Below are 4,146 nucleotides of genomic sequence, written 5' to 3'. Positions count from 1 at the left end.
GGCGTCGAGGTCGAGACGGGCGCGCCGCGCGTCGCCTACCGCGAGTGCATCTCGCAGCGCGCCGACTTCCTGTACACGCACAAGAAGCAGACCGGCGGCTCGGGTCAGTACGCGAAGGTCGGCGGCTACATCGAGCCGATCGCGAACTCCGACGAGTTCGAGTTCGTCGACGAGGTGCGCGGCGGCGCGATTCCGCGCGAGTACATCCCGGCCTGCGAGAAGGGCTTTGCCTCGGCGCTGGCCAAGGGGGACCTGATCGCTGCCCCGGTGCTCGGCGTGCGCGTCGTGCTGAACGACGGCCAGTCGCACGCGGTCGACTCGTCCGACCTCGCCTTCCAGGTCGCGGCGCGCTCCGCCTTCCGCGAGGCCTATCCCAAGGCCAAGCCCGTGATCCTCGAGCCCATCATGAAGCTCGAGGTCGAGGGGCCGAGTGACTTCCAGGGCGCCTACATCAAGGTGATCATGCAGCGCCGCGGCGTGATCATCGGCTCCACCGATCTCGACGGCTTCAGCCAGGTCGAGGCCGAGGTGCCGATGGCCGAGACCTTCGGCTTCGCGACCGACCTGCGCTCCTCCAGCCAGGGCAAGGCCGAGTTCACCCTCGAGTTCGCGAAATACGCGCCGGTTCCGGCGGAGATCCAGAAGAAGCTGATCGAGGAATACCAGGCCAGCAGCGCCTCCAAGCGACGCTGACCGGCCCGCGGGCGTCCGCGGGCCTGCGCGTCTTCGCTCGGCTGCGCCTTGCTGCGCGCTGCGCTTGCAAAGCGCTTAGAGTCGTCGTGTGACTGAGCCCCTACGCGCGGCACCCCTCCCGACCGCGACTCACGCCCCGCCTCTCGACGAGGCGGAGCGCGCGCGGGGGCGGCGGCTGGCGATCGCGTCGAACGTGCCTTGGATGACGTTCTGGACCGCGTTCGCGGAGCAGCTGCCCACGCTCGCGCTCGTGTCTCTGGGCGCGAGTGAGACGCTGATCGGCGTGCAGAGCGGCATGCGCCTCGGGCTGGCGGGGATCCAGCTGCCGGCGCTGCGGCTGATCTCGTGGTTCCCGAAGCGGCAGATCCTGATCGCCGGCAACCTGCTCGCGCTCGCGGCCAGCTTGCCGCTGGTGTTCTTCGGGGCGCTTGCGAGCCTGGAGCACGACACCGCGCTCACGATCGTGTTCGCCGCGCTGGCCTTCACGGCGCTCGGGCTCGACCTGGGCGACCTGGTGTGGTTCCCGCTCTTGCGCGCCTACGTGGAGCCCGACCGGATCGGCCGCTTCTTCGGCACGATCCGCACCAGCTGGCACGCGGCCGTGATCGTGTTTCTCGTCGGGGGCCAGCTCTGGCTCGCGCGGCACGAGAACGGCTTCGCGCTCCTGTTCGCGATCGCCTGGCTGCTAGGTCTCCTGCGGCTCACGCTGGTGTGGCGGCTGCCGGAGCGCAGTGAGCTCGGCGGCGAGCGGCTGCGCGCGCGCGACGCGCTGGCGCTGGTGCGCGACGACCCGCGCCTGCGCCGCTACACGCTGGGCATCTGCTGTCACTACGGGGTGCGCTCCGCCGCGCTGCCGTTCGCGCTGGTCATGCTGCGGCGCGCGCTCGGCTTCTCGAACTCCGACGCGATCGAGACCACGATCGCGATCTACGTGGGCGGCATCGTGTCACTCTACGTCTGGGGCGCGGTGATCGATCGCTTCGGCCCGCTGGTCGGCTTCCGCACCGCCGCGCTCGGCATGGGCGCGCTGTATCTCGGCCTCGCGTTCATCGAGCCCATGGGCGCGGCGACCTCGCTGTTCGCGATCGGCTTCTTCTTCAGCCACGCGCTGCTGGCTGCGGGCTTTGCGGTGGCCGACACGCGGCTCTTGTTCGAGCTCGCGCCGCCCGAGGCGCCCTCGAAGGTCCTGGTCGTGACGGCCGTGATCGAGGGCGTGGTCTGCGGCATCGCGCCCGCGATCGCCGGCTCCGTGCTCGACCCGTTGCTGGCGCACGCGCCCCAGCCGCTGCCGGTCTATCACGGCTTCTTCGCCGTCATGGCGCTCGGCATGAGTCTCTCGTTCCTGCCCATGCGCGTGTTCCGGCGCGCGTGAGTCGGGTCAGGTCGCGATGCGGAAGAAGACCACGTCGCCGTCCTGCACGACGTAGTCCTTGCCCTCGACGCGCATGAGGCCCTTCTCCTTGGCGCCCTGCTCGCCTTTGCAGGCCACGTAGTCCCCGTAGGAGATCACCTCGGCGCGCACGAAGCCGCGCTCGAAGTCGGTGTGGATCTCGGCTGCGGCCTGCGGCGCCTTGGTGCCGCGCCGGATCGTCCAGGCGCGCACCTCCTTGGGGCCGGCGGTGAAGTAGCTCACCAGGTCGAGCAGCTGGTAGGTCGCGCGGATCAGCCGCTCCAGCCCGGCGGCGTCGACGCCCAGGTCGGCCAGGAACACGCGTCGCTCCTCGGGGTCGAGCTCGAGCAGCTCCGCCTCGACCTTGGCGCAGATGCGCACCGTGCCGCCGCCCGAGCGCTCAGCCAGTGACTCGAGCGCGCGCGAGTACTCGTTGCCGTCCGCGAGCCCTGCCTCGTCCACGTTGGCCACGTACAGCACCGGCTTGGCGGTCAAGAGGTTCGTCTCGCGGAAGGCCTTGGCGATTGACTCGGGTACGCTCACCGTGCGCGCGGGCTTTCCGGCCGAGAGGTGCTCGACCAGCGCCCCGAAGAAGGCGGCCTCGGCCTGCGCCTCCTTGTCGCCGGACTTGCCCACCTTGCGCGCGCGCTCGGCGCGCCGCTCGGCGGTCTCGAGGTCGGCGAGCGCGAGCTCGGTCTCGATCGTCTCCACGTCGCGCAGCGGGTTCGGCGCGCCATCCACGTGCACGACCTCGCTGTCGTCGAAGCAGCGCACCACGTGCAGCACGGCGTGGGTCTCGCGGATGTGCGCGAGGAACTTGTTGCCCAGGCCCTCGCCCTGCGCCGCGCCGCGCACCAGGCCCGCGATGTCCACGAACTCGACCGTCGCGGGTACCACGCGCGCGGAGTGCACCAGGGCGTCGAGCGCGGCCAGGCGCGGGTCCGGCACGGGCACCACGCCCGAGTTCGGCTCGATCGTGCAGAACGGGTAGTTCTCGGCGGCAATTCGTGAGTCGGTGAGCGCGTTGAAGAGCGTGCTCTTGCCGACGTTCGGGAGCCCGACGATGCCGCAGCGGAGCGCCATGGGGCGGGCATGTTCCCGAATCTGACGCAGCGCGCCAGTATAATGACCGGCCTCTCGCCAGGAGAACCCGTTTGGACTTCGAGCCCTCCGACAAGCTGAAGGCGCTCTCGCGCCAGCTGCAGGGATTCATGGACTCCTACGTCTACCCCGCCGAGCCGGTGTACGAGGCCAAGCTCGAGCTGCGCGAACACTGACCCCGCCATGCCGGACGCCCCCAACCCCGAGTCTCTCGAGCGCATCGGCCGCTTCAAGGTCCGGCGCTATCTCGCTGGCGGCGGCATGGCCTGGGTGTTCGAGGTCGAGGACCCGGGGCTGTTCGACGCGCGCCGCGCGCTCAAGCTCCTGAAGCCCGGCGAGGCCGACGAAGAGACCCTGCGCCGCTTCCGGCGCGAGGCCGAGCTGCTGTCGCGCATCGTGCACCCGAACCTGGTCCACATCTACGAGTTCGGCGAGGACGCAGGCACCGGCTGTCAGTACTACACCATGGACTTCGTCGAGGGACGCACGCTCGCGCAGATCCACCCCGAGTGGCTGGCGAGCAGGCCCGAAGGCGGCTCGCCCGACGACGCGCGGTCGCTGGACCAGATCTGCGGCTACTTCCTCGAGGTGCTCTCGGCGCTGGCGCGCTTGCACGCGCAGGGCATCGTGCACCGCGACATCAAGCCGCAGAACATGTTCGTCGACGCGCACGGCCGCGCGGTGCTCGGCGACCTGGGCGTGGCCAAGGTGTCGAGCTCGCCCGACGAGACACAGAAGGGCATCGTGCCCGGCACGCCGCTGTACATGGCGCCCGAGCAGTCATTGCGCTTCGAGGTCTCGACGCGCACCGACCTGTTCTCGCTGGGGCTCGCGCTCTACCGCGTGCTCACCGGGCGGACCGTGTACGACGCGGCGCTCGGCGCCGACTCGACCAACAGCATGGCCGTGCTGCGCCACCTGTGGAGCCTGCAGGGCGCGTCGCAGGAGTTCGGCTTCGAGTT

5 protein-coding genes are annotated in these 4,146 nt (G+C 70.2%); 4 read left to right on the top strand and 1 reads right to left on the bottom strand.

From position 1 onward, the window contains the following. Together fusA and VMR86_13350 are read left to right on the top strand one after the other, a co-directional pair. A partial coding sequence (fusA, locus tag VMR86_13355) for an elongation factor G (protein ID HTO08029.1) occupies positions 1-693 on the top strand: 693 nt, incomplete at its 5' end. A 202-nt stretch (positions 694-895) separates the two neighbouring features. Next, positions 896-2,065 carry an MFS transporter gene (locus VMR86_13350; GenBank protein HTO08028.1) on the top strand — a complete coding sequence of 390 codons (1,170 nt, stop codon included), beginning with the start codon at positions 896-898 and terminating at the stop codon, positions 2,063-2,065. A gap of 6 nt (positions 2,066-2,071) precedes the next feature. Here the strand turns inward: VMR86_13350 and ychF are convergent, their stop codons facing one another. Beyond that, positions 2,072-3,166, bottom strand: a complete 1,095-nt coding sequence (gene ychF / locus VMR86_13345; GenBank protein ID HTO08027.1) for a redox-regulated ATPase YchF — start codon at positions 3,164-3,166, stop codon at positions 2,072-2,074. 71 nt (positions 3,167-3,237) lie between these two features. Here ychF and VMR86_13340 point away from each other — a divergent pair, with 71 nt between their 5' ends. Both VMR86_13340 and VMR86_13335 read left to right on the top strand, forming a co-directional pair. Then, entirely contained in the window at positions 3,238-3,360 is a 123-nt protein-coding gene (locus tag VMR86_13340) for a hypothetical protein (protein HTO08026.1), read from the top strand. A 7-nt stretch (positions 3,361-3,367) separates the two neighbouring features. After that, positions 3,368-4,146: serine/threonine-protein kinase (locus tag VMR86_13335; GenBank protein ID HTO08025.1), on the top strand; the 779-nt coding region annotated here is incomplete at its 3' end.

The organism is Myxococcota bacterium, from assembly GCA_035498015.1.
Lineage (GTDB): Bacteria > Myxococcota_A > UBA9160 > SZUA-336 > SZUA-336 > VGRW01.
This window is presented reverse-complemented; position numbering and strand designations above follow the sequence as displayed.